The sequence below is a fragment of the Sphingomonas ginsenosidimutans genome, from assembly GCF_002374835.1.
Classification (GTDB): domain Bacteria; phylum Pseudomonadota; class Alphaproteobacteria; order Sphingomonadales; family Sphingomonadaceae; genus Sphingomonas; species Sphingomonas ginsenosidimutans.
In genome coordinates, this window is record NZ_NWVD01000008.1 from 97,454 (window position 1) to 122,357 (window position 24,904).

The 24,904-nt window shown below is 69.4% G+C and carries 26 protein-coding genes; 19 read left to right on the forward strand and 7 right to left on the reverse strand.

What is annotated here, in order from left to right:
- Positions 1 to 184 precede the first annotated feature (184 nt).
- The 13 genes from rpsB (at position 185) to COA17_RS15165 (ending at position 12,028) form a co-directional block, all read left to right on the forward strand.
- On the forward strand, positions 185 to 991 hold the full coding sequence (gene rpsB, locus COA17_RS15105; RefSeq protein WP_096613582.1) for a 30S ribosomal protein S2: 807 nt from the start codon (positions 185 to 187) through the stop codon (positions 989 to 991).
- Positions 992 to 1,106: 115 nt separating this feature from the next.
- On the forward strand, positions 1,107 to 2,042 hold the full coding sequence (tsf, locus tag COA17_RS15110) for a translation elongation factor Ts (RefSeq protein WP_096613584.1): 936 nt from the start codon (positions 1,107 to 1,109) through the stop codon (positions 2,040 to 2,042).
- 167 nt (positions 2,043 to 2,209) lie between these two features.
- Complete coding sequence (pyrH, locus tag COA17_RS15115) at positions 2,210 to 2,941, forward strand: UMP kinase (RefSeq protein WP_066488028.1); 732 nt, start codon at positions 2,210 to 2,212, stop codon at positions 2,939 to 2,941.
- The gene (frr, locus tag COA17_RS15120) at positions 2,941 to 3,498 is read left to right on the forward strand and encodes a ribosome recycling factor (RefSeq protein ID WP_066488031.1); all 558 of its coding nucleotides are present in this window, start codon (positions 2,941 to 2,943) and stop codon (positions 3,496 to 3,498) included. Before pyrH ends, frr begins: the two co-directional genes overlap by 1 nt.
- Positions 3,499 to 3,529: 31 nt before the next feature.
- A complete protein-coding gene (locus tag COA17_RS15125) occupies positions 3,530 to 4,261 on the forward strand; it encodes an isoprenyl transferase (protein WP_066488033.1) in 732 nt (243 codons plus the stop codon).
- Between the two features lie 10 nt (positions 4,262 to 4,271).
- Positions 4,272 to 5,105 carry a phosphatidate cytidylyltransferase gene (locus tag COA17_RS15130; RefSeq protein ID WP_096613585.1) on the forward strand — a complete coding sequence of 278 codons (834 nt, stop codon included), beginning with the start codon at positions 4,272 to 4,274 and terminating at the stop codon, positions 5,103 to 5,105.
- Positions 5,102 to 6,259, forward strand: coding sequence for a 1-deoxy-D-xylulose-5-phosphate reductoisomerase (locus tag COA17_RS15135; RefSeq protein WP_096613586.1), 1,158 nt, complete (start codon positions 5,102 to 5,104; stop codon positions 6,257 to 6,259). Before COA17_RS15130 ends, COA17_RS15135 begins: the two co-directional genes overlap by 4 nt.
- Complete coding sequence (rseP, locus tag COA17_RS15140) at positions 6,256 to 7,389, forward strand: RIP metalloprotease RseP (RefSeq protein WP_066485918.1); 1,134 nt, start codon at positions 6,256 to 6,258, stop codon at positions 7,387 to 7,389. The genes COA17_RS15135 and rseP overlap by 4 nt, the downstream gene beginning before the upstream one ends.
- A gap of 121 nt (positions 7,390 to 7,510) precedes the next feature.
- Positions 7,511 to 10,168, forward strand: coding sequence for an outer membrane protein assembly factor BamA (gene bamA / locus COA17_RS15145; RefSeq protein WP_096613587.1), 2,658 nt, complete (start codon positions 7,511 to 7,513; stop codon positions 10,166 to 10,168).
- Positions 10,168 to 10,818, forward strand: coding sequence for an OmpH family outer membrane protein (locus COA17_RS15150; protein WP_096613588.1), 651 nt, complete (start codon positions 10,168 to 10,170; stop codon positions 10,816 to 10,818). The genes bamA and COA17_RS15150 overlap by 1 nt, the downstream gene beginning before the upstream one ends.
- A gap of 23 nt (positions 10,819 to 10,841) precedes the next feature.
- Positions 10,842 to 11,309 (forward strand): 3-hydroxyacyl-ACP dehydratase FabZ, encoded by a 468-nt coding sequence (gene fabZ / locus COA17_RS15155; protein ID WP_281253332.1) that lies wholly within the window; start codon positions 10,842 to 10,844, stop codon positions 11,307 to 11,309.
- A gap of 114 nt (positions 11,310 to 11,423) precedes the next feature.
- Positions 11,424 to 11,654 carry a 50S ribosomal protein L31 gene (gene rpmE / locus COA17_RS15160; protein WP_066485170.1) on the forward strand — a complete coding sequence of 77 codons (231 nt, stop codon included), beginning with the start codon at positions 11,424 to 11,426 and terminating at the stop codon, positions 11,652 to 11,654.
- A gap of 53 nt (positions 11,655 to 11,707) precedes the next feature.
- Positions 11,708 to 12,028 carry a PilZ domain-containing protein gene (locus COA17_RS15165; protein ID WP_096613589.1) on the forward strand — a complete coding sequence of 107 codons (321 nt, stop codon included), beginning with the start codon at positions 11,708 to 11,710 and terminating at the stop codon, positions 12,026 to 12,028.
- Between the two features lie 341 nt (positions 12,029 to 12,369).
- Here the strand turns inward: COA17_RS15165 and COA17_RS15170 are convergent, their stop codons facing one another.
- On the reverse strand, positions 12,370 to 12,993 hold the full coding sequence (locus COA17_RS15170; protein WP_096613590.1) for a hypothetical protein: 624 nt from the start codon (positions 12,991 to 12,993) through the stop codon (positions 12,370 to 12,372).
- Between the two features lie 108 nt (positions 12,994 to 13,101).
- Here COA17_RS15170 and COA17_RS15175 point away from each other — a divergent pair, with 108 nt between their 5' ends.
- On the forward strand, positions 13,102 to 13,770 hold the full coding sequence (locus tag COA17_RS15175; protein WP_096613591.1) for a response regulator transcription factor: 669 nt from the start codon (positions 13,102 to 13,104) through the stop codon (positions 13,768 to 13,770).
- Positions 13,752 to 15,107 carry a sensor histidine kinase gene (locus COA17_RS15180; protein ID WP_245857850.1) on the forward strand — a complete coding sequence of 452 codons (1,356 nt, stop codon included), beginning with the start codon at positions 13,752 to 13,754 and terminating at the stop codon, positions 15,105 to 15,107. The genes COA17_RS15175 and COA17_RS15180 overlap by 19 nt, the downstream gene beginning before the upstream one ends.
- A gap of 22 nt (positions 15,108 to 15,129) precedes the next feature.
- On the opposite strand, the gene COA17_RS15185 is transcribed toward COA17_RS15180, so the two are convergent.
- Positions 15,130 to 16,047 (reverse strand): hypothetical protein, encoded by a 918-nt coding sequence (locus COA17_RS15185; RefSeq protein ID WP_096613592.1) that lies wholly within the window; start codon positions 16,045 to 16,047, stop codon positions 15,130 to 15,132.
- Positions 16,048 to 16,090: 43 nt separating this feature from the next.
- Entirely contained in the window at positions 16,091 to 17,788 is a 1,698-nt protein-coding gene (locus COA17_RS15190) for a LysM peptidoglycan-binding domain-containing protein (protein ID WP_096613593.1), read from the reverse strand.
- Between the two features lie 204 nt (positions 17,789 to 17,992).
- Here COA17_RS15190 and COA17_RS15195 point away from each other — a divergent pair, with 204 nt between their 5' ends.
- On the forward strand, positions 17,993 to 18,322 hold the full coding sequence (locus COA17_RS15195; RefSeq protein WP_066488930.1) for an SWIB/MDM2 domain-containing protein: 330 nt from the start codon (positions 17,993 to 17,995) through the stop codon (positions 18,320 to 18,322).
- 121 nt (positions 18,323 to 18,443) lie between these two features.
- Positions 18,444 to 19,199 (forward strand): SDR family NAD(P)-dependent oxidoreductase, encoded by a 756-nt coding sequence (locus COA17_RS15200; RefSeq protein WP_066488934.1) that lies wholly within the window; start codon positions 18,444 to 18,446, stop codon positions 19,197 to 19,199.
- A 7-nt stretch (positions 19,200 to 19,206) separates the two neighbouring features.
- On the opposite strand, the gene COA17_RS15205 is transcribed toward COA17_RS15200, so the two are convergent.
- Positions 19,207 to 19,689: an Lrp/AsnC family transcriptional regulator gene (locus tag COA17_RS15205; protein ID WP_066488927.1), complete on the reverse strand. Its 483-nt coding sequence runs from the start codon at positions 19,687 to 19,689 to the stop codon at positions 19,207 to 19,209.
- Positions 19,690 to 19,804: 115 nt separating this feature from the next.
- Between COA17_RS15205 and ald the strand changes: the two genes are divergently transcribed.
- Positions 19,805 to 20,890 carry an alanine dehydrogenase gene (ald, locus tag COA17_RS15210; protein WP_096613594.1) on the forward strand — a complete coding sequence of 362 codons (1,086 nt, stop codon included), beginning with the start codon at positions 19,805 to 19,807 and terminating at the stop codon, positions 20,888 to 20,890.
- Between the two features lie 166 nt (positions 20,891 to 21,056).
- On the opposite strand, the gene COA17_RS15215 is transcribed toward ald, so the two are convergent.
- From COA17_RS15215 to COA17_RS19460, 3 genes are all read right to left on the reverse strand, one after another.
- Positions 21,057 to 21,299, reverse strand: coding sequence for a hypothetical protein (locus COA17_RS15215; protein ID WP_096613595.1), 243 nt, complete (start codon positions 21,297 to 21,299; stop codon positions 21,057 to 21,059).
- 197 nt (positions 21,300 to 21,496) lie between these two features.
- Complete coding sequence (locus tag COA17_RS15220) at positions 21,497 to 23,092, reverse strand: isocitrate lyase (protein ID WP_096613596.1); 1,596 nt, start codon at positions 23,090 to 23,092, stop codon at positions 21,497 to 21,499.
- 110 nt (positions 23,093 to 23,202) lie between these two features.
- Positions 23,203 to 23,358 carry a hypothetical protein gene (locus COA17_RS19460; RefSeq protein WP_169803552.1) on the reverse strand — a complete coding sequence of 52 codons (156 nt, stop codon included), beginning with the start codon at positions 23,356 to 23,358 and terminating at the stop codon, positions 23,203 to 23,205.
- A gap of 139 nt (positions 23,359 to 23,497) precedes the next feature.
- Here COA17_RS19460 and COA17_RS15225 point away from each other — a divergent pair, with 139 nt between their 5' ends.
- Positions 23,498 to 24,904, forward strand: a complete 1,407-nt coding sequence (locus tag COA17_RS15225; protein WP_096613597.1) for a helix-turn-helix domain-containing protein — start codon at positions 23,498 to 23,500, stop codon at positions 24,902 to 24,904.

Consider the following 24,904-nt stretch of genomic DNA (forward strand, 5'->3'; position numbering starts at 1 on the left):
TTCCGACGTGTTGTTCCATCTCTGTTCCGGGGTGTCAAGCGGCAACGTGGCGCTTGTTTTCACCGACCGATTGCGCTAAGCGCGCCGCCTCAACCCCGCATGGGAAGCATCATCAACCGGTGCGCCGGCCTTCGAGGCACGCGTCACTCGCTTCCCAGAGGCTTAACCGGAAGGAACATATCCCATGGCGGCACCTGTCGTCTCGATGCAGCAGCTGATCGAAGCCGGCGCGCACTTCGGCCACCAGACGCACCGCTGGAACCCGAAGATGAAGCCCTACATCTTCGGTGAGCGCAACGGCGTCCACATCATCGACCTGTCGCAGACCGTGCCGCTGTTCGCGCGCGCGCTGGAATTCGTGTCGCAGTCGGTGGCGTCGGGCGGCAAGGTGCTGTTCGTCGGCACCAAGCGCCAGGCGCAGGAGCCGGTCGCCGACGCCGCGCGCCGTGCCGGCCAGCATTTCGTCAACCACCGCTGGCTGGGCGGGATGCTCACCAACTGGAAGACGATCTCCAACTCGATCAAGCGTCTGAAGGCGCTGGAAGAGCAGCTGTCGGGCAACACCGCGGGCCTGACCAAGAAGGAAGTCCTGCAGCTGACCCGCGAGCGCGACAAGCTGGAGCTGTCGCTGGGCGGCATCCGCGACATGGGCGGCGTGCCGGACGTGATGTTCGTAATCGACGCCAACAAGGAAGAGCTGGCGATCAAGGAAGCCAACACGCTGGGCATCCCGGTCGTTGCGATCCTCGATTCGAACGTGTCGCCGGACGGCATCGCCTTCCCGGTGCCCGCCAATGACGACGCGGCACGCGCGATCCGCCTGTATTGCGAGGCGATCGCGATCGCCGCGACCCGTGGCAACCAGCAGCAGCAGGCCAGCCGCGGCGTCGACCTGGGCGCGATGAGCGAGCCGCCCGCCGAGGAAGCGCTGGCCGAGGCTCCCGCCGCGGAGGCCCCGGCCGCTGCCGAGGGCGAAGCCGCCACCGCGTAAGCGACGCGCGAATGTCATGGAGGCTTCCTATGGAGCCTCCCCGATTTCCCGTTCGAGGCGCGGCGGTTCGCAAGCGGATCGTCGCGCTTCGGCGCATCTGAGTGAGGACAGTATAATGGCCGATATCACGGCAGCGATGGTCAAGGACCTGCGCGAGAAGAGCGGCGCGGGCATGATGGATTGCAAGAAGGCGCTGAACGAGGCCGGCGGCGACATGGATGCCGCGCTGGACTGGCTGCGCACCAAGGGCCTGGCCGCGGCGCAGAAGAAGTCGAGCCGTACCGCCGCTGAGGGTCTGGTCGGCGTCGCCGTCGCCGGCACCAAGGGTGCGGTGGTCGAGGTGAATTCCGAAACCGACTTCGTCGCGAAGAACGAGCAGTTCCAGGGCTTCGTGCGCGACGTGACGCAGATCGCGCTCGCCACCGGCGGTGACGTCGATGCGATCAAGGCCGCGGCGATGCCGTCGGGCAAGACCGTCGAGGAAGCGCTGACCAACAACATCGCGACGATCGGCGAGAACCAGTCGATCCGCCGCGCCAAGCGTCTGGAAGTGTCGAAGGGCGCGGTCGTGTCCTACGTCCACAACCAGCAGGCGCCCGGCATGGGCAAGATCGGCGTGCTGGTCGCGCTGGAATCGGATGCCGCCGACGAGGTGCTGCAGAAGCTGGGCCGCGACCTGGCGATGCACGTCGCCGCCGCCTTCCCGAAGGCGCTGAACGAGGGCGACCTGGACGAGGCCGAGATCGAGCGCGAGCGCGCGATCGCGACCGAGAAGGCGGCCGAATCCGGCAAGCCGGCCGACATCATCGCCAAGATGGTCGAAGGCTCGATCGCCAAGTACCGCAAGGAGCACGCGCTGGTGAGCCAGCTGTTCGTCATGGACGGCAAGACCAAGATCAGCGACGTCGTTGCCAAGGCGGGCAAGGATGCGGGTGCGCAGATCGTGCTGAAGGACTATGTCCGCTTCCAGCTGGGCGAAGGCATCGAGAAGGAAGTGTCGGACTTCGCGGCGGAAGTCGCCGCCGCATCGGGCGTGCCGCAGCACGCCTGACGCGCCTGCCCGATGCGTGCGTCGGGCCGCATGACGAGCCGCCGCGCCGGGTGACCGGGGCGGCGGTTTGCCTGTGGGGCCAGGGCGCAAGCCCCCTTGTCAACCCATTGCCAGTCGCGGGCCCCGCGCCTAGGGTCCGCGCGCCTTTCCAACAGCGTCCGGATCCCATGACCCATCCCCGTTTCAAGCGCATCCTCCTGAAGCTGTCGGGCGAGGTCTTGATGGGCGCCGACGGCCTGGCGATCGACCCGTCGGTCACCGCGCGCGTCGCGGAGGAGATCGCCGACGTGAAGGCGCAGGGCTATGAGCTGTGCGTCGTGGTCGGCGGGGGCAACATCTTCCGCGGGCTGGCCGCGGCGGCCAAGGGGTTCGAGCGCGGCACCGCCGACTATATGGGAATGCTGGCGACGGTGATGAACGCGCTGGCCGTCCAGAACGCGCTGGAGCAGATCGGCGTCGACACGCGCGTCCAGTCGGCGATCCCGATGCAGTCGGTGTGCGAACCGTTCATCCGCCGCCGGGCGGAGCGGCACCTGGAAAAGGGCCGCGTGGTGATCTTCGCCGCAGGCGTCGGATCGCCGTTCTTCACCACTGACAGCGGCGCGGCGCTGCGCGCGGCGGAGCTGAACTGCGACGCGCTGTTCAAGGGCACGTCGGTGGACGGCGTCTATGATGCCGATCCGAAGAAGGTGGCGGGCGCGACCCGTTACGAAACAGTGAGTTATGACACGGTTCTGGCGAAGAACCTGAAGGTGATGGACGCCAGCGCGATCGCGCTGTGCCGTGATTCGAACATCCCGATCGTCGTCTTCAACATCCGCGAGCACGGCAATTTCGCCGCCGTGCTGCGCGGTGAAGGCGTGTCGACCGTGGTGCAGAAAGAGATGGAGACCAAGTAATGCCCGCGTATGACAAGGCCGACCTGGAGCGGCGCATGAACGGTGCGGTCGAATCGCTCAAGGGCGATCTGGGCGGCCTGCGCACCGGGCGCGCCGCGGTGTCGCTGCTCGATCCGGTGACCGTCGAGGTCTATGGCGCGCACATGCCGCTCAACCAGGTGGCGACCGTGTCGGCGCCCGAACCGCGGATGCTGTCGGTCCAGGTGTGGGACAAGACCAACGTCGGGCCGGTGGAAAAGGCGATCCGTTCGGCGGGGCTGGGGCTGAACCCGATCAACGACGGCAACACGCTGCGCCTGCCGATCCCCGACCTGACCGAGGAGCGCCGCAAGGAATTGGCGAAGCTGGCCGGGCAATATTCGGAAAAGGCCAAGGTGGCGGTGCGCAACGTGCGCCGCGACGGCATGGACGCGCTGAAGACCGACGAGAAGAAGGGCGTGTTCAGCGAGGACGAGCGCAAGCGCCACGAAGCGGAGGTGCAGAAGCTGACCGACGCGACGATCGCCGAGATCGACACGGTCGCGGCCGCCAAGGAAAAGGAAATCCTCGGCAAGTGATGGCCATGGGGGCCAGGGGCGCGCGCAGGTGATGGCGACCGCGGCGGCATCGCAGCCGGTGGCGCAGCACATGCCGCGCCACGTGGCGATCATCATGGACGGCAACGGCCGCTGGGCCGCGCAACGCCACCTGCCGCGGGCCGCCGGGCACCGCGCGGGGGTGGAGGCGGTGCGCGCGGTGACGCGCGCGGCGCGTGCGATGGGCGTGCAGGCGCTGACGCTCTACGCCTTCTCCTCGGAGAACTGGCGCCGGCCGGCGGAGGAGGTCAGCGGGCTGATGGGCCTGCTCAAATTCTTCATCCGCAACGACCTGGCCGAACTGGTGCGCGAGAACGTGCGGCTGCGCGTGATCGGCGACTATCGCCGATTCCCGGCCGATGTCGTCGCGCTGGTCGACGATGCGCTGGCGCGTACCGCCGCCAATACCGGCCCGATCCTGGCGATCGCGCTGAACTACGGCGCACAGGCCGAACTGGTCACGGCGGCGCAGCGGCTGGCGGCGCGCGCCGCGGCGGGCGCGATCCCGGTCGAGGCGATCGACAGCGATGCGATCGAGGCGGAGCTGGAAACGCGCGAGCTGCCCCCGCTCGACCTGTTGATCCGCACCTCTGGCGAACAGCGGCTGTCGAATTTCCTTTTGTGGCAGGCGGCCTATGCCGAATTGCTGTTCGTCGACACGCTGTGGCCCGATTTCGGCCCCGACGATCTGGCCGCCGCGATCAGCGCGTTCGGGCAGCGCCAGCGCCGCTACGGCGGGCTGTGAGCGCCCGCGCATGAGCGATTCGTCGCCGTCACCCTTTCCTCCGACGCCCGATGCGGCGCTGCGCACGCCGTCGAACCTCAGGCTGCGGATGATCGCCAGCGTCGCAATGATCGCGGTCGCTTCGGTGGCGCTGATCCTCGGCGACATCGCCTTCTGGCTGCTGGCGGTGGTGGTCGCGTTGTTCATGATGGCCGAATGGGGCGATCTGCAGAAGGTGCCGCCCAAGACCAAGCGGCTGGCGCAATTCGCGCTCAGCGTGCCGCTGGCGACGATGGCGCCGGCGTGGCTGATCCTGGAAACGCACGACTTCTTCACGCTGGGGCTGGTCGCGGGGGCGGCGTTCTTCGTCGCGATCGTCACCCGGCTGCCGCGACTGGCGCTGGGCGTGGCCTATTGCGGGCTGCCGGTACTGGCGCTGGTGTTCCTGCGCCGGCAGGACGACGGGCTGCTCTATGCCTTCTGGGCGATGGCGCTGGTGTGGGCGTGCGATATCGGCGCGTTCTTCGCCGGGCGGTCGATCGGCGGGCCGAAGCTGGCGCCGCGGCTGTCACCGAACAAGACCTGGGCGGGGCTGGGCGGGGGCGTGATCGCCGCCGGTGCACTGGGGCTGCTGTTGTGGGCCGAGGCGGGACTGCCGGCGCTGCTGGCGGGGATGTCGCCGCTGTTGGCGGTGCTGGCGCAGGCCGGCGACCTGTACGAAAGCTGGCTGAAGCGCGTGGCGGGAGTGAAGGATTCGGGCAACGTCCTGCCCGGCCATGGCGGCGTGCTGGACCGGATCGACGGGCTGGTCCCGGTCGCGCCCGTCGCCGCGTTGCTGGTCGCCATCCCGCAGATCCTGTCATGAGGACGGTGACGATCCTGGGGGCGACCGGCTCGGTCGGCACCTCCACGCTGGATCTGGTCGAGCGCGAGCCGGAGCGGTTCCGCGTCCGCGCGCTGACCGCGCACCGCGACGTCGCCAAGCTGGCCGCCGCCGCGATCCGCACGCGCGCCGAGCAGGCGGTGGTCGCCGACGAGGGCTGCCTGCCCGCGCTGCGCGATGCGCTGGCCGGCACCGGCATCGCCGCGGCGGGCGGGGAGCAGGCGGTGTGCGAGGCGGCCGGGTCGGGCGCCGACTGGACGATGGGCGCGATCGTCGGCTGTGCCGGGCTGCGGCCGGTGCTGGCAGCGATCGAACGTGGCGGCACGGTGGTGCTGGCCAACAAGGAACCGTTGGTGTCCGCGGGCGCGATCGTGATGGCCGCCGCGCGCGACCATGGCGCGGCGGTGCTGCCCGCCGACAGCGAGCACAACGCCATCTTCCAGTGCCTGGACATGGCGCGGCCGGAGCGGGTCCGGCGCATCATCCTGACCGCCAGCGGCGGGCCGTTCCGCGACTGGTCGCTCGAGCGGATGGCGTCGGTGACCCCGGCACAGGCAGTCGCGCATCCCAATTGGTCGATGGGCGCCAAGATCTCGATCGACAGCGCCACGATGATGAACAAGGGGCTGGAACTGATCGAGGCGGCGGTGCTGTTCCCGGTGGAGCCGGCGCGGATCGAGATCGTGATCCACCGCCAGTCGGTGATCCACTCGATGGTCGACTACGTCGACGGATCGATGCTGGCGCAGCTGGGGCCGAGCGACATGCGGGTGCCGATCGCGCATTGCCTGGCCTGGCCGGACCGGATGGCGACTCCGATGGAACCGCTGGACCTGGTGAAGCTGGGCCGGCTCGACTTCGAGGCCCCCGATCCGGTGCGGTTCCGCTCGCTCGCGCTCGCCCGCGCGGCGGTCGAGACGGGCGGCGCGCGCCCCGCGATCCTGAACGCCGCGAACGAGGTGGCGGTGGCGGCATTTCTGGCGGGTAACATCGCGTTTCTTGAAATCGCCGCAATCGTGGACGATACGTTGCAACGCTATGACCCGGCCGCGCCGGACACGCTCGACGAGGTGTTGCACGTCGATGCGCGGGCGCGGGAGTTCGCCGGTGAGCGCGTGAAGGATTGCGTGGCTTGATCCAGACCCCCGGACTGCTGCTGACCCTGCTGGCCTTCGTGCTGGTGATCGGTCCGCTCGTCTTCGTGCATGAGCTCGGCCATTATGCCGCCGGCCGCTGGTTCGGGATCAAGGCGGACGTCTTCTCGATCGGGTTCGGGCGCGAGATCGCCGGCTGGACCGACCGGCGCGGTACGCGGTGGAAGGTCGCGTGGCTGCCGCTGGGCGGCTATGTGAAGTTCGCCGGCGACATGAATCCCGCCGGGCAACCGGATGCCGACTGGCTGGCGCTGCCCGCCGAGGAACGCGCCCGGACGTTCCAGGCCAAGCCGGTGTGGCAGCGCGCGATCGTCGTTGCCGCGGGACCGGTGGTCAATTTCGTGCTGGCGGTGCTGATCCTGGCGGGCTTCGCGCTGGCCTATGGCGATGCGCAGACCCCGGCGGTGGTGGGGCAGGCGATGCCCGGCACCGTCGCCGCGCAGGTCGGCCTGCGCACGGGCGACCGCGTCACCGCGCTGGGCGGGCGTCCGGTCGAGACGTTCGAGGACATGGTGCGGTTCGTGAAGATCCGCGCGGGCGAGCGGGTGCGCGTCGATTACGTGCGCGACGGCACGCCGATGCATGTCGATGCGACGATCGCGACGCAGGTGCAGCGCGACCGCTTCGGCAACGAGTTCCGCGTCGGCCTGCTCGGCATCCGCCCGGCAGCGCCGGTGGTGCGGCAGGTCGGCGTGCTGGAGGCACCGGTAATCGCGGTCCAGCGCACCGGGCAGATCGTGCAGATGATGGTCGAGACGATCGGCCAGATCGTCAGCGGGCGGCGTTCGGTGAAGGAACTGGGCGGCCCGCTGTCGATCGCGAAGGTGTCCGGCGAACAGATCACGCTGGGGCCGGAGGCGTTCGTTTTCCTGATCGCGCTGGTTTCGATCAATCTGGGGTTCATCAACCTGCTGCCAGTGCCGATGCTGGATGGCGGGCACCTGCTGTTCTATGCGATCGAGGCGGTGCGACGGCGACCGGTGGCGCCGCAGACAATGGAATGGGCGTATCGCGGCGGATTGATGGCGGTCCTGGCGCTGATGCTGCTGGTCACGTTCAACGATCTCGGCAACTTCGGCCTGTGGCGGCATCTGGCCGGCTTGATCGGTTGACGAAGGTAAGGCAGGGCGACGCGGCGGCGCTCTGCGGTTTCTCTCGGGTGGGATTTTGGTGACGGTGCTCAACGTTTCGACTTCGCGGGCGCGTGCCTCGGCGACCTTGCTCGGTTGCACGATGCTGGCGGGCGTCCCGCTCGCCGCATCGGCGCAGACCATGCCGGCGGCCACGCCGGCCCCCGCATCGGCACCGGCCGCCCCCGTGGCGGCCCCGGTGGCCGCGACCAAGGTCATCAAGACGCTGCGCGTCGACGGCACGCAGCGGATCGAGCCGGAAACCGCGCTCAGCTATACCAAGCTGCGGCAGGGGCAGGCGTACACCAACGAGACGCTCGATCAGGCGATCAAGGACCTGTACGCCAGCGACCTGTTCGCCGACGTGACGATCGCGGGCGCCGACACCGGCGACATCGTGATCCGCGTGCGGGAGAACCCGATCATCAACCGCGTGATCCTGGAGGGCAACAAGCGCCTGAAGGAAGACAAGATCACGAAGGAGATCCGGCTGAAGCCGCGGCAGATCTTCACCCGGTCCGCGGTCCGCGCGGACGTGGCGCGGATCGTCGAGCTGTATCGCCGCCAGGGCCGCTTCGCCGCCAGCGTCGAGCCGAAGATGGTCAGCCTGGACCAGAACCGCGTCGACGTGGTGTTCGAGATCACCGAGGGCCCGAAGTCGAAGGTCCGCCAGATCAACATCCTGGGCAACGAGGTGTTCAGCGACAGCAAGCTGCGCGCGCAGATGGCGACCAAGGAAGCGCGCTTCTTCCGCTTCCTGTCATCCGGCACCTCCTACGACCAGGACCGGCTGGCCTATGACCAGCAGAAGCTGCGCCAGTTCTACCTGACCGAAGGCTATGCCGATTTCCGCGTGACGTCGGCGGTTGCCGAGCTGACCCCGGACCGCAAGGACTTCATCATCACCTATGTGGTGGAGGAAGGCCCGCGCTACAAATTCGGCGACGTCACCGTCGACAGCGATATCCGCGATTTCGACGGGAAGAAGCTGGCCGCGACGCTGCCGGTCAAGAAGGGCGAATGGTATAACGCCAAGATGGTGGAGGACACCGTCGACAACCTGAGCGAGACCGCCGGGCTGTTCGGCTATGCCTTCACCGAGGTCAGCCCGGAATTCCAGCGCGACCGTGACGCGCTGACCATGTCGATCAATTTCCACATCGGCCAGGCGCAGCGCACCTATGTCGAGCGGGTCGATATCACCGGCAACACCCAGACGCAGGACAAGGTGATCCGCCGCGAGGTCCGCCTCGCGGAAGGCGACGCCTTCAACAGCTTCCAGGTGAAGCGGTCGCAGGACCGCATCAACTCGCTGGGTTATTTCCAGGACAAGTTCGAGATCAAGCAGACGCCGGGGTCCGCCCCCGACCGCGTCCTGCTGGAGGCGAACGTCGAGGAGAAGTCGACCGGCGAACTGCAGCTGTCGGCGGGCTTCTCCAGTCTGGAGCGGTTCATCATCCAGGCCAATATCACGCAGAACAATTTCCGCGGTAAGGGCCAGACGCTGCGTGCCGGCGTCAATTATTCCAGCTATTCCAAGTCGATCGAGCTGGGCTTTACCGAGCCTTATGTCTTCGATCGCAACATCGCGCTGGGCGTCGACATCTTCCGCCGCGACTTCAACGCCTTCAACTTCATCGGCACCGATCGTAACACCACCTACAGCCAGGTATCGACCGGTTTCCAGGTGCGCACCGGCGTGCCGCTGACCGAATATTGGCAGCTCGCCGGCCGCTACACCTTCTCCTATGATGAGGTCGGGCTGGACCAGGCGACCTTCTTCACCAACGGCGCGTGCGACCGGCTGAAGGCGGGCAATTACCTGTGCGACGCGCTGGGCAACCGCCTGACGTCGAGCGTTGGCTACTCGCTGATCTTCGACAGCCTCAACAGCCGGCTGCGGCCGACTGCCGGGCAGCGGTTCACCTTCAGCCAGGATTTCGCCGGCCTGGGCGGCGACGTGCGCTACATCCGCACCCGGCTAGAAGGGTCGAAGTTCTGGGGTCTCGGCGGCGGCTTCGTCGCGTCGCTGACCGGCGAGGGCGGCTATATCCATTCGCTGGAATCGTCGCGCGGACCGGGGATCGACAAGATCCGCATCACCGACCGCTTCTATCTGGGCGAGCCGCAGTTCCGCGGCTTCGACATCCGCGGCGTCGGCCCGCGCGTGCTGCGCCAATATTATACCAACGACGCCAGCGGAAAGCAGGTGCTGGTCACCGACCGCGACCAGATCGTCGATGACGCGCTGGGCGGCCGCGCCTATTACCTGGGCAAGCTGGAGCTGGAGATACCGCTGGGCGCCGGTGCGCGCGAACTGGGGCTGCGCCCGTCGATCTATGCGCAGGTCGGCAGCCTGTTCAACATCACTCGCCCGCTGCCCACCGCGACGTTCCCGACCACCACCGATGCGGCGGGCAACACGGTCGTCCTGCCGCTGCCGCAGCGCGACACGGCGGGCAACCCGCTGTTCACCTATGTCAATGCCGGCGGCCTGTCGGTACAGACGTCGTGCGCCGCGGGTATCCCGGATGCGTCGGGGACGTGTAACGGCGTGGTGCCGAACAGCCCGCTGATCGCGTCGCAGCCGTTCAAGGAAACCTTCCTGGGCAATTCGGCCCAGCCGCGCGTTTCGGTCGGCATCGGCGTCAACTGGAATTCGCCGTTCGGGCCGCTGCGCATCGATCTCGCCAAGGCGCTGGTGACGCAGCCGGGCGACGACAAGAAACTCGTCACCTTCAACGTAGGGACACAGTTCTGATGACGACCTTCAAGACCCTTCTCCTCGCCGCCGCGCTCGCCGCGCCGGCCGCGATCGTCTCGACCAGCGCCACTGCGCAGGTGGGCGGCGTCGCCGTGGCCGATCCCGAAGCGGCGGTCGCCAATTCGAAGGCATGGGCGACCGCCCGCACCCAGATCCAGACGACCTACAAGGCGCAGATCGACCAGGCGAACGCGCGTCGCCAGGCGATCTCGACCGAGCTGCAGCCGCTGGTCGACGCCTACCAGAAGGCCGCCGCCGCCCCCGGCGCGACCGAGGCATCGCTGCGATCGCAGGCGACCGCGATCCAGACCAAGGAGCAGGCCGGCAATGCCGAGCTGCAGCGGCTGACCGCGCCGGCCAGCCGCGCGCAGGCCTATGCGCTGGAGCAGATCTCCGCCAAGCTGCCCGACGCGGTGAGCGCGGCGGTCCGCGCGAAGAACGTCAGCCTGCTGCTGCGCCCGAACGCGGCGCTGTTCGCGCAGCCGACCGCCGACATCACCTCGGCGATTACCGCCGAGCTGGACCGTACCGTGCCGACCGTCGGCATCACTCCGCCGGCCAATTGGCAGCCGGGTCAGCAGCAGCAGCAGGGCGCCGCCGCTGCCGCCCCCGCCGCCAGCAACAACCGCGCCCCCGCCGGCCGGTGAGCGGCACGGCGGCTGACGCTGCGGTGACGGGCGGCCCGATCGGGCCGTTCGACATCGCGCGCGTGATGGCGGCGTTGCCGCATCGCTACCCGATGCTGCTGGTCGACCGGGTCGAGGAGATCATCCCCGACCGGTCGATCCGTGCCATCAAGGCGGTGACGATCAACGAAGGCTTCTTCCAGGGACATTTTCCCGGCCGTCCGATCATGCCGGGCGTGCTGATCGTCGAGGCGCTGGCGCAGGCCGCCGGCGTGCTGGCGGTGGAAAGCCTCGGCCTCGCCGGATCGGGCAAGCTGGTTTATTTCATGGCGATCGAGAACGCCAAGTTCCGCAAGCCGGTGGAACCGGGCGTGCTGCTGAGCCTAGAGGTCGAGTTCGTCCAGAAGCGCAGCAGCGTGTGCAAGTTCGCCGGTGTCGCCAGGATCGACGGACAGGTCGCGGCCGAGGCGAGCTTCACCGCGATGATCGCCGATCCGCCCAAGGCGGGCTGAAACCGCCGGCCACGATCGGCCGACGACAGATTTTGACATCGGGCGCGCGCTGGTCTAGGCGCGCGCCTTCTCTTTTGGCTGGTCGGAAACCAGCCGCATCAGGAGCGACGCGACGTGAAGAAAGACACCCACCCCGACTATCACATGATCAAGGTGCAGATGACCGACGGCACCGTGTACGAAACCCGCTCCACCTGGGGCAAGGAAGGCGACACGATGACGCTGGAAATCGACCCCCTGGCGCACCCGGCATGGACCGGCGGCCGCGGCCAGGTGCTGGATTCGGGCGGCCAGGTCGCGCGCTTCAACAAGCGGTTCGGTGGCGGTCTCACGCTGCGCAAGTAAGCGCCGCGGTAACGTTAACCGTGAATTAGGCATGGCGGCGTAGGGTCGCCGCCATGTTCGTTGCAGAATTCGCCCTTGCCGAGCGCACCACCAACCGCCGCCGCAGCCCGCGCGCGCCGGTCTCCCTCGACGTGCAACTGGGGGAAGGGTGCATGCAGCGCACCTTGTGCCGCGTCGTGGACATCTCGCTCCACGGCTGCCGGCTCCATGCCTATAGCAGCATGGCCCCGAACTCGACGATCCTGCTCAACGTCCCCGGCCTGGGCGCGATGGGCGCGGATATCGTCTGGTCCGACGATCTGGTCGCGGGCTGCCAGTTCCACGTCCCGCTGACGCAACAGACGTTCGACCGCTTCATCGCCGATCACGGCTAGGCCGGGTCATCACCCCTTCGCGCTGAGGACAGGCGCCGACGTCGCTCGACGGCTCGTCAGGGTGAATGTCGATCCGGTCCAGGGTGGCCGCCGGGGGCTCGTTACCGCGAAGCCGCGAAGATCATGGCCGTGCACAACGCGCCAAGCGCCCCATCACCGGCCTGAATTTCCCCGCCGCCGTCACGGCAGGCGCGGCACCTCCGCGCGACCCCGAAAGCCGTTCGTCGTCTTGCGACTCCGCGCGCGACAATAGGGGTGCCACGCCCGCCATGGCGCGACACCCCTTTGTCAGGTCTTCGGCCGACAGCTTTCCCCGTTACGGGAGCCGTGGGCCTGTATGCCTAGCGCCGCGAGGCGGTGCCGGCGGGCGGGGCCGGGGGCGCTGCTCCCGCGGCCGGCGGCGGGGGCGGTGCGCCTGCGCCGGGCGGCGGGGGCGGTGCGCCTGCGCCGGGCGGCGGGGGCGGGGGCGGGGGCGCGCCGGGGCCACCCGGCGGGGGCGGCGGCGGCGCACCTGCACCCGGCGGCGGCGGGGGCGCGCCCGGTCCGCCATGCGGCGGCGGTGGCGGGGGAGCGCCGACCGCGTCGACGCGCCCCTGCGGATCGACCAGGTAGGAGGCGCGCAGCCGCCCGTCGTCATAGCGACCCTGCACCGTCATCACGCTGCCGACCCGCACGTCGCTGCCGCCGTGCCGACCGGCGTCGACCAGCGTGCGGCCAGTGCCGTCCTGCACCACGAACTGGTTGCCATAGGTTTCGGCGACCCGGCCCTTCACCGTCACGATCCCCGATGCCTGCGGCAATCGGGCGATCGCGGTCGGTACGGTCGGCGCCATCTCCACGCCGGGGCGGGTCAGCTGCACCGCGCCGGCACCGCCCGCGGCCCCGATCGCCAGCAAGGCCGCGGCGGACAGCGCCATGCGGGTGCGCGGCGGCACACGGCCGGCCAGCTTCTTTGCATCAGTCATTCGTCGTCTCCTTCACGTCGGACGAGTCACCGGATAGGCCGGCGGGGCCGACGCGCGCTGAACCCGGCGGTTCAGTTTCGGTTTAGGCAGTGGAGCTAGGCGACGGCGATGCGTATCCTGCTGGTGGAAGACGACCCGGATCTGGCCGACGCGATCGCGCGGGCGCTGCGTGCCGAACATTGCGCGGTGGACATCGCCGCCGACGGCATCGACGCGCAGCATCTGGGCGAAACCGAAATCTATGACGCGGCGGTGCTCGACCTCGGCCTGCCGGGGCTGGACGGGGCGGGCGTGCTGACCGCGTGGCGCGCGGCGGGGCGCGCGCTTCCGGTGCTGGTGCTGACCGCGCGCGAGGCATGGGCGGACAAGGTGACCGCGTTCAAGGCGGGGGCGGACGATTACCTGACCAAGCCGTTCCGCGTCGAGGAACTGATGATCCGCCTGCGCGCGCTGGTGCGCCGTGCGGCGGGCCATGCGCAGCCACGGATCGTGTGCGGGGCGCTCGCCTTCGACAGCCAGACCGGGCAGTTCGAGCTCGACGGCCTGCCGCTGAAGCTGACCGCGTTCGAATGGCGCGTGCTGTCGCAGCTGATCCTGCGCCGCGACGTGGTGATCGAACGGCTGGAGCTGCTGGAGCGCGTGTACGAAGGTGATGCGGACGTCGATTCGAACAGTCTTGAGGTCATTATCGGCCGGCTGCGGCGCAAGATCGGCGCGACGATGATCGACACCGTGCGCGGGCGCGGATACCGTCTGATATGCCCCGCCGCCGCCTGATGCACCGGCTGATCCCCGGGTCGCTGCGCGCGCGGATGCTGGCGCTGTCGGCCGGCGCGACACTGCTGGCGCTGGCGTGCGCGGCCTGGGTGATGGCGGACACGCTGGAACGGTTCGTGACGCGCGGGGTGGACCAGCGGCTCGATGCGCAGCTGGCGGTGCTGGCGAGCGCGGTGGGCGACGACGGCGCGGTGGATAGCGCTCGGCTAGGCGAGCGCCTGGCGGTGCTGGAGGACGGGCCGGGGTGGCGCTGGCGGATCGACGGCCCGCGCGGGCGCGTCGGATCGGCGGACTTCCCGCGACTGGAGCCGATCCATCCGCCCGGTCCCCCACCGCCGCCCGATGCGCCCCCGCCGCCGGGTGCGGGGCGTGGGCCGAGGCCGCAACAGGGCGTCGATGCCGACGGGCCAATCCACGCCCGGCAGGCGACGATCGCGACCGCTGCGGGCACGGTGACGCTGACCGCCGCCGCGCCTGCACGGGTGATCGCCCAGCCGATCCGCGCTGCGCTGTTCCCGCTGCTGTCGGTGATCGCGGCGCTGGCGGCAATCTTCGCCGTCGCCGCGTTCGTCCAGTGGCGCTGGGTACTCCGCCCGGTGCTGGCGCTGCGCGATCAGGTCGCGGCGATCCGCCACGGCGTGCGCGAACAGGTGGACGAGGACCAGCCCGACGAACTGCGCCCGCTGGCGGCGGAACTCAACGCGCTGGCGGCGGAGGGCGCGGCGGCGCTTGCGGCGGCGCGCGGATCGGCGGCGAACCTCGCCCATGCGCTCAAGACGCCGGTTGCCACGCTGGCGCTCACCCTGCCGCCGGATGGCGCTGCGGCGGCGCAGCTGGCGCGGATCGAGGGGGTAATCCGCCACCACCTGGCGCGCGCGCGCACCGCCGCGATCGCCCGCCGCGCGCGGACCGACCTGTCCGTCACCGTCGCGGACGTGGCGGGCGCGATCGGGGCGCTCCACCGCCATGCGGCGATCGCGGTCGACGTGCCCGCCGGCCTGATCGTCGCGGTCGATGCGCATGATCTGGCGGAGATCGTCGGCAACGTCATGGACAATGCCGCGCGCCATGCGGCCGGCCGGGTGGCGATGTCCGCGGCGGCGCGGGACGACGCGGTGCTGCTGACGATCGCCGACGACGGGCCGGGGATCGCGGCGGAGTTGCGCGAACAGGCGATGGCACCCGGCATCCGGCTGGACGAGGGGCCGTCCGGCGACGGCTTCGGCCTGGCGATCGTGCGCGAGCTGTTGACGCTGTGCGGCGGCCGGATGGCGCTGGGCGAGGCGCCCGGCGGCGGGCTGAGCGTAGCGATCGCCCTGCCGCACGCCGCCGGTTAGAGCGGTCGCAAACCGCTCCAGGTCAGTCGACCATCGCCTTCATCTGTTGCAGGAACCGGGCGGCGCCCTTGCCCTCGGGCGTCTCGGCCTTCGCTCGGGTCGTCAGCGCGGCGAAGGCGGCGACGCCGTGGCGCGGGCTGGCGAACAGCGCGGCGGCATTGTCCGCGACGGTCGGGTCGCCATCGGTCAGCGTCGCGACGCACGCCAGATAGCCCACGACATTGTCGATCGCCGCGCCGTCCAGCGTGACGTGGTCGACCCCCTTCGGATCGGCGAGCGATGTGGGATAGCGGCGATAGAAGGCATCGCCCAGCGCGCCGCCGACCAGCCCGGCGGCCTTCACCTCGGCGCAATCGGGCAGCGGCAGGCCGGCGTTGGTGGTCGCAGGTTCGGGCATCGGGGTCGGCTCCGCTGCGGGTTGATAGGTGTTGAGCAGCGCGTCGTACCGCGCGGCGCAATCCGTGACGCGATAAGCGGCGCAGGCGGCGGCGCGGCTGGCGGACCAGGCGGCGCGCGCGGCGTCGCCCAGCCGTGTCGGATCGCCGCGCCCCGCCGGTGGCGTGCCGCCCGCCAGCCATGCGGCGCGTTGCTGCGACAGGCGCACCGCGGCATCGGCGACCGCGACCTGCGCCGCCGCCCCCTGACCGAAGGTGCCGCGCGCGATCGCGTCGTCACCCAGCGCGCGCAGCGCGGCGGCGTGGCGGGTCGCTGCCTCCGGATGATCGGGCAGCGCATGGGCGATCCGCGCCAGCTCGGTGTCGGCGCAGGCCTGGATCGCGGCGGCATCGCCATCGGCGCGGGTGCGACACGCCGCGAACGCGCCGTCCTGCGTCGTCGTCGACGCCGAGGGGCGGGGCGACGGGTCGGGCGACGGGGCGGGAGCCGCGCCGCAGGCAGCAAGCGCCAGCAGGGCGGCGGGGGCGACGGGCTTCCATGACATGGCCGATGCCCCTAGCGCAGCCGGCGCCGCGTCCAAAGCCCGCTCACCGCAGCAGCGACCGCATCGCCGGCACCGCGACGCCGGTGCTGTCGTTCATGAACCGAGTCACGTCGATGCGCCGGTCGATATAGTCGGACAGCCAGTTGCGATACGCCAGCGGTTCGCTGCCGCCTGCCGCATCCAGATACCGCTGGCGGCTGGCGGCGGGGACGTTCGCCTCGAACGTGGCATCGCGCAGGTAGCGCATGTCGCCCGACAGGAATCCGCGCGCCCCGCCCAACCCCTCGTGATGCGCGACATAGGCATATTTGGCGAGCGCCGCCGGATCGGCATCCGCCGGGATCGCGCCGCTGCGCGTCAGCGACGACAGGTTCTGCCGCGCATAATCGGCACCGGCCAGGATCGACAGCCGCGCATCGGTGCGCAGCGCCAGCAGCCCCGGTTCGTCGACGACGCGGTTGTTCGCATCCACCATCCCCGCCGCCTTCGCCTCGGCATTCAGGATACCGCCGGCGCGGGTCGCCTCGCCGATCCACGTGCCCTTCAGGAATTGCGTCATGCCGACCGCGCTCGACGTGCCCGCCGCGGCATCGTCGCGCCACACGCCATCGGCATCCTTCAGCGTTTCGGCATCGATGATCGCCGCGACCGTCTGCGGCGTCATGCCGGTGCGCGTCGCGGCCTCGACGATCGCGTCGCGATAGCGATCGTTGGCGCCCAGTTTGAGGTTGGCGGGGGCATAGGCGCCGTCGGCGGCGGCCGCGCTCGCCCCCGCCGCGCTGGACGCCGCCGCATCCGGCTTCACATAGACGCCGGTCAGCACGCGCCCACGCCCCTCCAGCCCGTTCGCCGCGCTGCCGGTGCGCGCGTTGGCGGAGGCATAGTCGCTGGCGAAGCCGGTGCCGGTGCGGATCTCGATATGGCCGTATCTGGCATTCCTATCCACCGCGCCCGGTGCGGCGCCATAGACCAGCACCGCCCCCTTGGGCGCGTCATACGGCGATCGGATCGTATTGCCGGGCTGGTTCGTCAGGTTGACGAAGCCGCGTTGTTCCAGCGTCGGGCCGGCATCCTTCGCAGCGACGCCTGGCATGTAATCGGGGACCGCGCCCGACTGCTGCAGCGCGGTCTTCACCCAGGCGTAGCATTTGCCGATCGACTGGTGCCCCGCTGCGCGCGCCGCCGCGATATCCGCTGCGCGCAGCGATGCGGCACCGGGCGTCAGCGTTGCGCCCGCCGCCGCCGCCGGCCTGGCCGGAGCGGCGGTAACCGGCGCTGTGACCGGTCGCGCACCCGGGGCGGGGCTGCCCGCGATCGACAGCCGCTGGCCGGGGTGGATCAGGTCGGGATTGGCGATATGGTTGCGCTGTGCCAGCGATGCGGCGCTGACGCCGGCGTCCCTGGCGATGCCCGACAGCGTCTCGCCGCTGCGCACCACATGGACGCGCGGCGCATCGGGCAGCTCGATCCGCTGGCCGACGCGGAGCCGGTCGGGGTCGGGCAGGCCGTTGATCCGCGCCAGCGTCTGCCAGTCGGTGCCCGCCGCCCGCGCGACCTGCGACAGCGTCTCGCCGGCCTTGACCACATGGACGCCGGTATCGCCGCGGAACTGCGACAGCGCGCGGCCGCCGGCCATCAACCGGTCCAGCGGCCCCGGGGCGGTGCCCGGCGTGCTCCCCGCGCTATCCAGCGACGACCGCGCCGTACCGGCGACACTCACCCGCGATTCCACGCCGACCATCGATCCACTCCACCGTGATGCCGCGTCACACTACGGCGGATAGGCCCGTCGCGTCTGTAAGCGGATCGATTAGGCGCACGATGCCACCGTCACGGTAGCGGTCGCGCCACGCTGTTGGTACGCAAGGGGTCGCGTCCATGGAGTCGCGGCGGTGTCACAACCGCCGCTGCTCGATCGGAACGGGGTAACGATTGGAGAGCAGCGATGGCGAAGTCACCGGAAAAGAAGGCCAAAAGCGACACCAAGACCACGGCCAAGAAGGCGAAGCCCGCCGGCGGCGCACGTGGCGGCATCACCGCGCCGGTCACCCCGTCCGCGGACCTGGCGGAGATCGTCGGCAAGAAGGACCTGCCGCGCAGCGAAGTCGTCAGCAAGGTGTGGGAATACATCAAGAAGCACGATTTGCAGGACGCCAAGGACCGGCGCCAGATCAACGGCGATGCCAAGCTGGAGAAGATCTTCGGCAAGAAGTCCGTCTCGATGTTCGAGATGAACAAACACCTCAGCGCGCATCTGACCGCGCCGAAGGCATAACGCGGGGACGCCGTCGGCGGGCGGGCATACCGCCCGCGGACCGTTCCTGTCCCTTGATCGCACGGTTGAAACACCCGCGTTTTTGTGAAACGGGCGTGGCGAAACAGGCGGGGAGGGGATGATGGCGTTCGATCTGACGGGACGCGTGGCGCTGGTGACCGGCGCATCGTCCGGGCTGGGCGCGCACTTTGCGGAGCGATTCGTCGCCGCGGGGGCGAAGGTGGTCGTCGCTGCGCGGCGCCTGGACGCGGTTCAGCGGCTGGCGGAACGGCTGGGCGATCGGGCGCTGGCGGTGGCGATGGACGTGACTGACGATGCCTCGATCGCGGCGGCGTTCGACGCGGGGCAGGCGCAGTTCGGCACGATCGACACCGTCGTCGCCAACGCCGGGCAAAGCAATGCCGGCCGCTCCACCGACGTCGCCGCCGCGGCGCTGCGCGCCACGATCGACGTCAACCTGACCGGCGTGCTGCTGACCGCGCGGGAAGGCGCGCGGCGGCTGGTCGCGGCGGGCGTGCGCGACACCGGGCGCGGGCGGATCGTGCTGATCGGGTCTATCACCGCGCATCAGACCGGCACCGGCGACAGCGCTTATGCCGCGTCGAAGGCGGCGGTCGCGCATCTGGGCCGCAACCTGGCGCGCGAATGGGTACGTTCGGGGATCAACGTCAACGTGATCCAGCCCGGCTATATCCGCACCAACATCAACGGCGACTGGTTCGACACCGACGGCGGCAAGGCGCATATCGCAGGGTTCCACCGCCGCCGGTTGATGCCGATCGACGGGCTGGACGACCTGCTGCTGTATTTCGCGTCCGACGCCTCCGCGATGGTCACCGGTTCGGTGATCGACGTGGACGACGGCCAGTCGCTGTAACCCGCGGCTAGTCGAGCAGCGCGAGGGGGAGGCGCGGGCTGACCACCTCGCGCAGTACGAAGCCCGATTCCATCCGGGTGACGCCGGGCAGCCGCGACAGTTCCTCGCGGTGGATCGCGGCGAAATGCGTCAGGTCGCGCGCGCGCACCGTCACCAGATAATCGTCGTTTCCCGACATCAGGTCACAGCGCACCACCGACGGGCTGGTGACGATCGCGGCCTCGAACGCTTCCAGCACGTCCTTGCGCTGGCTTTCCAGCGTCATCTTGATGTGGACGATCGTGCGATAGCCGAGCCGCGCCAGATCGACCCGCGCTTCGTAGCCCGTGATGACGCCGGCTTCCTCCAGCGCGCGCTGTCGCCGCCCGACCGCGCTCGCCGAGCGCCCGATCGCGTCCGCGAGCATGAAGGCGGTGGCGCGCGCATTGGCGAGCAGTAGCGCGATGAGTCGCCGGTCGATCCGGTCGATGGCGGGATATTCCTGCGTCATGACGCGGATTGGCGCAGAAATATCACGGCATCGCAAGTAGCGTGCGCGCACTTCGCGCGGATCGTGCGCGCGGATTGCGATACGATCGTCTTCATCGCGAAGACGGAGAGAGACGATGCGCGTCGGTGTTCCCAAGGAAATCAAGAACCATGAATATCGCGTCGGCCTGACGCCCGGCGCGGTGCGCGAGTATGTCGCGCGCGGGCATGAGGTGATCGTGGAAACGAAAGCCGGTGCCGGGATCGCTGCCGACGACGACACCTATCGCGCCGCCGGCGCGCGGATCGTCGATACCGCCGCGGAGGTGTTCGCCACCGCGCAGATGGTGGTGAAGGTGAAGGAGCCGCAGCCGGGCGAGTGGGTGCAGCTGCGCGAGGACCAGATCCTGTTCACCTACCTGCACCTCGCCCCCGATCCCGAGCAGGCGCGCGGGCTCCAGGCGTCGGGCGTTACCGCCGTGGCCTATGAAACCGTCACCGACGGGCGCGGGCACCTGCCGCTGCTGGCGCCGATGAGCGAAGTCGCCGGGCGGCTGTCGATCGAGGCCGCGGGCACCGCGCTGAAGGCGGTGAACGGCGGGCGCGGCGTGCTGATCGGCGGCGTGCCGGGCGTGCAGCCGGCGCGGATCGTCGTGTTGGGTGGCGGCGTGGTCGGCACCCATGCCGCGCGAATGGCGGTGGGCCTGGGCGCGGAGGTGACGATCATCGATCGCTCGATCCCGCGGCTGCGCGAACTGGACGAGCTGTTCCAGGGCCGGGTGCGCACGCGCGTGTCGACGCTGGAGTCGATCGAGCATGAGGTGTCGGAGGCCGATGCGGTGATCGGCGCGGTGCTGATCCCCGGCGCGTCGGCGCCCAAGCTGGTGACGCGCCCGATGCTCAAGCTGATGAAACCGCGCGCGGTGCTGGTCGACGTCGCGATCGATCAGGGCGGCTGTTTCGAGACCAGCCACGCCACTACCCATGCCGAGCCGACCTATGAGGTCGATGGCGTGATCCACTATTGCGTCGCGAACATGCCGGGGGCGGTGCCGCTGACGTCGAGCCACGCGCTCAACAATGCGACGCTGCCCTATGGCCTCGCGCTCGCCGATCGCGGCTATGCCGCGGCCGAGGCGGATGCCGGGCTGATGGAGGGCGTGAACGTGCGCGGCGGCAAGATCGTCAACCGCGTCGTGGCGGAGGCGCTGGGCGAAGCGTGATCGGTTGGGTGCGCCGTTCCACGGCGGCGTGCCGGCCTCTTCCCGGACCGGGCGGCGCGGCTGGCGGGGCCTGTCGGCGTCGCGGAGCATCGCTCGACACGACGGAGAGGCGGAAGAAGTAGGCAGGGGAGGGGCGGCCGGCCGCTCCCTCCCCCGTCCGGTCAGCTTAGTTGCTGTCCGAGTCGTTGTCGTCGGCGATGATGACGATGCCGGCGACAACCGCCGCCGCCGCCAGGATCGCGACGATCACGCCGCCACCGGCGACGTCGTTCTTCTTGACCGACGCGGTCGACGCGCGCGCCGACTTGGCGACCGACAGGCTGGCAGCCGGGTTGGCCGGAGCGGCCATCGCCGGAGCGACCGCGAGCGACGCGGCGGCAGCGGCAGCGAGATAGGTACGAAGCTTCATACGATACTCCCTGGATAGGAGATCGCGGCATCTCATGAAGCGCGCGATACTGCAACCGCGAAGCGACAAGATGTTCGGCCCCAGGCGCATCGCCGCGACGGTTTGTGGCATGGCCGCGACAGTCGAGCGTCGTATTGCAAGAAAATACACCCGCGGACCGTGCGATCCGCGGGTGTCGCGATGAAGATGCCGGCCGATCAGGCGGCGAACTGGTTCATCGTATTATGGACCCCGCCCGCCTTCAGTGCGGCGTCACCGGCGAAATATTCCTTGTGATCGTCGCCGATATCGCTGCCGGACATGTTCTGATGCTTCACGCAGGCGATGCCCTGGCGGATCTCCTGCCGCTGCACGTTCTTGACGTAGCCCAGCATCGCCGCGTCGCCGAAATATTCACGCGCCAGATTGTCGGTGCTGAGCGCCGCGGTGTGATAGGTCGGCAGCGTGATGAGGTGGTGGAAGATGCCGGCTCGCGCCGACGCATCCCTCTGGAACGTGCGGATATTCTCGTCCGCCTGCCGCGCCAGTTCGGTCGCGTCATAGTCAGCGCTCATCAGCTTCGCCCGGTCATAGCCGCCGACGTCGCGCCCCTCCTCGACCCAGCGGTCGTACACCTGCTGGCGGAAGTTGAGCGTCCAGTTGAAGCTGGGCGAGTTGTTGTACACCAGCTTCGCGTCGGGAACGACGGCGCGGATACGGTCGACCATGCCGGCGATCTGCTCGATATGCGGCTTCTCGGTCTCGATCCACAGCAGGTCGGCACCGTTCTGGAGGCTGGTGATGCAGTCGAGCACGCAGCGGTCGGCTCCGGTGCCTTCGCGGAACTGGAACAGGTTCGACGCCAGCCGCTTGGGCCGCATCAGCTTGCCGTCGCGCTCGATCACCACGTCGCCGCGCAATTGCGTGACGTCGGTCACCTCCTCGCAATCGAGGAAGGCGTTATACTGGTCGCCGATGTCGCCCGGCTCCTTGGAATAGGCGATCTGCTTGGTCAGGCCGGCACCCAGCGAATCGGTGCGCGTCACGATGACGCCGTCGTCGACGCCCAGTTCCAGGAAGGCGTAGCGGCACGCGCGCACCTTCGCGAGGAAGTCCTCGTGCGGCACGGTGACCTTGCCATCCTGGTGGCCGCACTGCTTTTCGTCGGACACCTGGTTCTCGATCTGGAGCGCGCAGGCGCCCGCCTCGATCATCTTCTTGGCGAGCAGGTAGGTCGCCTCGGCGTTGCCGAACCCGGCATCGATATCGGCGATGATCGGCACGACATGCGTTTCGTAGTGGTCGATCGCGTGGATCAGCCGCTGCGCCTCCACCTCGTTGCCGCTCTGACGCGCCTTGTCCAGATCGCGGAACATCATTCCCAGTTCGCGGGCGTCGGCCTGCTTCAGGAAGGTGTACAGCTCCTCGATCAGCGCGGGCACGCTGGTCTTTTCGTGCATCGATTGGTCGGGCAACGGGCCGAAGTCGCTGCGCAGCGCGGCGACCATCCAGCCCGACAGGTACAGGTAGCGGCCTTTGGTGGTACCGAAATGCTTCTTGATGCTGATGAGCTTCTGCTGCCCGATGAAGCCGTGCCAGCAGCCCAGCGACTGGGTGTAACTGGCGGGATCCGCATCATAGGCGGCCATGTCGCGGCGCATGATCGCGGCGGTGTATTTCGCGATATCCAGCCCGGTGTTGAAGCGGTTCTGCAGCTTCATGCGTGCCACCGCTTCGGCGTCGATCCCGTCCCACGTGCCGTTGCGGGCGCCGATCGCTTGCGCGGCGGAGGCGATGTTGTCCTGATAGGTCACGTGCGGAATGTCCTTTTGCTTGGGGTCGGGGCGCTGCGGAAGTGCCCGCCGGCACCGTTGCAGCACCGGCGGGACACCCTTCCTCCCCAGGAAGCGATAAGCGGGTGGCCTCAGCCGAGCCGGCCGAGGCGGTGGTAGAGCGCGGAGAATTTCGAGGAGCGCGGATCGTCGGCGATCTGGCGGACGTAATGCGCGACGGCTTCTTTCATCAGGCCGAAGTCTTCGGTGGAGAAGACGGCGCGGCTGCGGGCGGGTTCGTTGGTCATCGGGTGTCTCCTTCCGTGTGAGACGTGTGTAATCCACGAATCGACGGGCGATGAGACAATTTCATGCGCTTTCGTGTCGCATCGTTAGTGGAAACGAGATAAATGAGCGTCATATTGTAAAGTATTTACAGGATTGGCGATGGTGCGGGAGAAGGTGCTGGCGGGACATGCGGTCAAACGACTGCGCCGCCGGCTGGGGCTGACGCAGGCGGCGATGGCCGAGACGCTCGACATTTCCGCCAGCTATCTGAACCTGATCGAACGCAATCAGCGGGCGCTGCCGGCCGGGCTGCTGGTCGAGCTGGCCGAACGCTACGATTTCGACGCGCGCGCGCTGGCCGCGGGCGAACCGGGCGGCGGGGCCGACGCGGTGCGCCGCCGGCTGGGCGACCCGATGTTCGCCGATATCGAGATCGACCGTGCCGAGGTGGAGGAATGGCTGGCCGCCGCGCCGGGCGGGGTGGAGGCATTCGCGCGCGCGTTCGACCGGATCGGCGGCGGCGGGACCGGCCCCGCACCGGCCGCCACCGGCGACGACCCGTCCGGCGCGGTGCGCCGCGAGATCGAACGTTGGCGCAACCATTTCCCCGACCTGGACGCCGCGGCGGAAGCGGTCGCCGACGACCTGCGGTTGGTCGCGGCCGACCTGTACGGCGCGCTGGTCGAGCGATTGCGCGTCCGCCACGGGCTGGCGATCCGCATCCTGCCGGTGGAGGTGATGCCCGACCTGCTCCGCCGGCTGGACCTGCACGCGCGGCAATTGCAGCTGAGCGAGCGGCTGGACCCGTCCGCGCGTACTTTCGCGCTGGCGGTCCAGCTGGCGCAACTGGAGGCGCGTACCGAGATCGAAGCGCTGGCGCGCGGCGCGGGCTTCCAGGATCGCGCGGCGGAGCGGCTGTTCCGCCGCCACCTCGCCAGCTATTTCGCTGCCGCGATCATGATGCCCTATGCCCGCTTCCTGCGCGCGTGCGAGGCGACCGGCTATGACCTGGATATCCTGCAACGCCGCTTCGGCGTGGGGTTCGAACAGGTCGCGCACCGGCTGACCACGCTCCAGCGCGTCGGCGCGCGCGGGCTGGCCTTCTTCATGATCCGCATCGACCGCGCGGGCCAGCCGTCGAAGCGATTCGCAGGGGCCAGCCAGTCGCCGCTGGTCGAGGGGGAGGCGCGCTGCCCGCTATGGCGGCTGCACCACGCCTTCGACCGTGCCGGGCATCCGGTGACGCAGCTGGTCGAGCTGGAGGACGGTGCGCGCTGGTTCACGATCGCGCGCGCGGTCGCGGCGCAGGGCGGCGGGGTGGGGGCGGGGGCCAATATCGTCGCCGCCGAATTCGCGATCGGGCTGGGCGTCGCGACGGCGCAGGCCGGCGCGCTGGCGGCGGCGCGCGGCGTCGATCTGGACGGCGCCGCGACCCCGATCGGCACGGGGTGCCGGATGTGCCACCGCAGCGCCTGCCCGCAGCGGTCGGCGCCGCCCGCCGGCCGCGCGCTGCTGGTCAACGAGCGCGAACGCGGGGTTTCCGCCTGGGGATTTGCCGGCGACTAG

Excerpts from the sequence above, each read along its gene's own strand:
- rpsB (WP_096613582.1), top strand. The coding sequence starts at position 185 with ATGGCGGCACCTGTCGTCTCGATGCAGCAGCTGATCGAAGCCGGCGCG.
- tsf (WP_096613584.1), top strand. The coding sequence starts at position 1,107 with ATGGCCGATATCACGGCAGCGATGGTCAAGGACCTGCGCGAGAAGAGC.
- pyrH (WP_066488028.1), top strand. The coding sequence starts at position 2,210 with ATGACCCATCCCCGTTTCAAGCGCATCCTCCTGAAGCTGTCGGGCGAG.
- frr (WP_066488031.1), top strand. The coding sequence starts at position 2,941 with ATGCCCGCGTATGACAAGGCCGACCTGGAGCGGCGCATGAACGGTGCG.
- COA17_RS15125 (WP_066488033.1), top strand. The coding sequence starts at position 3,530 with ATGGCGACCGCGGCGGCATCGCAGCCGGTGGCGCAGCACATGCCGCGC.
- COA17_RS15130 (WP_096613585.1), top strand. The coding sequence starts at position 4,272 with ATGAGCGATTCGTCGCCGTCACCCTTTCCTCCGACGCCCGATGCGGCG.
- COA17_RS15135 (WP_096613586.1), top strand. The coding sequence starts at position 5,102 with ATGAGGACGGTGACGATCCTGGGGGCGACCGGCTCGGTCGGCACCTCC.
- bamA (WP_096613587.1), top strand. The coding sequence starts at position 7,511 with ATGCTGGCGGGCGTCCCGCTCGCCGCATCGGCGCAGACCATGCCGGCG.
- COA17_RS15150 (WP_096613588.1), top strand. The coding sequence starts at position 10,168 with ATGACGACCTTCAAGACCCTTCTCCTCGCCGCCGCGCTCGCCGCGCCG.
- COA17_RS15165 (WP_096613589.1), top strand. The coding sequence starts at position 11,708 with ATGTTCGTTGCAGAATTCGCCCTTGCCGAGCGCACCACCAACCGCCGC.
- COA17_RS15170 (WP_096613590.1), bottom strand. The coding sequence starts at position 12,993 with ATGACTGATGCAAAGAAGCTGGCCGGCCGTGTGCCGCCGCGCACCCGC.
- COA17_RS15175 (WP_096613591.1), top strand. The coding sequence starts at position 13,102 with ATGCGTATCCTGCTGGTGGAAGACGACCCGGATCTGGCCGACGCGATC.
- COA17_RS15180 (WP_245857850.1), top strand. The coding sequence starts at position 13,752 with ATGCCCCGCCGCCGCCTGATGCACCGGCTGATCCCCGGGTCGCTGCGC.
- COA17_RS15185 (WP_096613592.1), bottom strand. The coding sequence starts at position 16,047 with ATGTCATGGAAGCCCGTCGCCCCCGCCGCCCTGCTGGCGCTTGCTGCC.
- COA17_RS15190 (WP_096613593.1), bottom strand. The coding sequence starts at position 17,788 with ATGGTCGGCGTGGAATCGCGGGTGAGTGTCGCCGGTACGGCGCGGTCG.
- COA17_RS15195 (WP_066488930.1), top strand. The coding sequence starts at position 17,993 with ATGGCGAAGTCACCGGAAAAGAAGGCCAAAAGCGACACCAAGACCACG.
- COA17_RS15200 (WP_066488934.1), top strand. The coding sequence starts at position 18,444 with ATGGCGTTCGATCTGACGGGACGCGTGGCGCTGGTGACCGGCGCATCG.
- COA17_RS15205 (WP_066488927.1), bottom strand. The coding sequence starts at position 19,689 with ATGACGCAGGAATATCCCGCCATCGACCGGATCGACCGGCGACTCATC.
- ald (WP_096613594.1), top strand. The coding sequence starts at position 19,805 with ATGCGCGTCGGTGTTCCCAAGGAAATCAAGAACCATGAATATCGCGTC.
- COA17_RS15215 (WP_096613595.1), bottom strand. The coding sequence starts at position 21,299 with ATGAAGCTTCGTACCTATCTCGCTGCCGCTGCCGCCGCGTCGCTCGCG.
- COA17_RS19460 (WP_169803552.1), bottom strand. The coding sequence starts at position 23,358 with ATGACCAACGAACCCGCCCGCAGCCGCGCCGTCTTCTCCACCGAAGAC.
- COA17_RS15225 (WP_096613597.1), top strand. The coding sequence starts at position 23,498 with ATGGTGCGGGAGAAGGTGCTGGCGGGACATGCGGTCAAACGACTGCGC.